General features: G+C 54.4%; 1 protein-coding gene. It reads right to left on the reverse strand.

The window, feature by feature from the left end:
• Positions 1-1,305 (reverse strand): 3'-5' exonuclease (locus STRDD11_RS10600; protein WP_277592928.1); only part of this gene is annotated, 1,305 nt, incomplete at both ends.

The raw sequence follows: 1,305 nt of genomic DNA on the forward strand, positions 1-1,305 counted from the left end.
AACAGCCCGGCTTGGCTTTTCCTGCAGAGGAATCCGCTGCATGAGCTCGTGAACAGCGCTGCCGATCCGAGCGCCGGTGACTGGGCTCTTTCCGCCAAAGTCCGGCAGCTCAAAATCCGGAGACGGCCGATAGCCTTCTCTCTGATCCATAATATCCAGCCCTTGGCTGTCCATGATTGGTTCGTAGAATTTCTTGATCTGGCTGGGAGTACGGACGCTGGGCAGCTCAATAGCTGCCTGATAAAGGCTATTGAGCCGGTCCACGCTTTCCAGCACATCCAGAGCCCGGCTGATATTCTCGGACTGCCGATTATCCGCCAGCACATCTGCTTCAAAACGATCTGTTGGCGCCAGGCTGCCGATTTTCTCCGCTGTCAGCTCCTCATCGGTCACAAAGCGGGTCCGAAAGGCCAGACTGTCCCCCTCAAAAACGGCCTGAATGGCATAGAGCCAGTCCTGAAAAGAGCTTAACCGGCTGCGCAGACTGACAGGCAGCCGACCGTCCTGACGGACTCCCCATTTGCGCTCACTCAGCTTGCTTTCCTGCCCCTTGCCGACCAGATAGAGCTTGGTCTCAGCCCGGGTCATGGCCACATAGAGCAGACGCATCTGCTCAGACAGACTGGCCAACTGCAGTTCCTCTAAGTTCTGCTGATAGGGCAGAGTATCCATGGAAATCCGCAGCTGCTCCGGAGCATGAGCATCCTCCGTCTCTACTGCGACATCTGCCACATACTTGATGCCAATACCCTTTTGGCGGCTGAGGATAATAGCAGAGCTGCTGTCCTGTCGGTTAAAGGGCTTGTCCATATTGAGCAGAAAGACATATTTGAACTCCAGGCCCTTGCTCTTATGAATGGTCATGAGATGCACGGCATTCTTAGGAGCGGCCAGCTGGACACTGGCCAAGTCATGCTCGTTTTTGATTATCTTATCAATCATGCCGATAAAGCGGGACAGGCCCTTGTAGCTGGACTTTTCATAGTCATTGGCCCTGAGGGAAAGGGCGTAGAGATTGGCCTGCCTCTGGGCGCCGCCCGGCAAAGCCCCCACTGTATCATAGTAGAAACGGTCCTGGTAAATCTTCCAAATTAAGTCGTAGAGGGAATTGGTCTTGGCGTAGGCTCGCCAGCTGTCCAGAGTCTGCACGAAATGCTGCAGTTTTTTGCGCAGTTCAGGCAGAATCAGCTCAGGATGAAGCCCCTGACCCGCTAAGGCATTGCCCAGCTTTTCATAGAGATTTTCCTTGGACTGCTCGGATCCAGCCTGCAGGGCAATCCGGGTCAGTTCGTCTTCATCAAAGTC

This window comes from Streptococcus sp. DD11 (assembly GCF_001578865.1).
Lineage (GTDB): Bacteria > Bacillota > Bacilli > Lactobacillales > Streptococcaceae > Streptococcus > Streptococcus panodentis.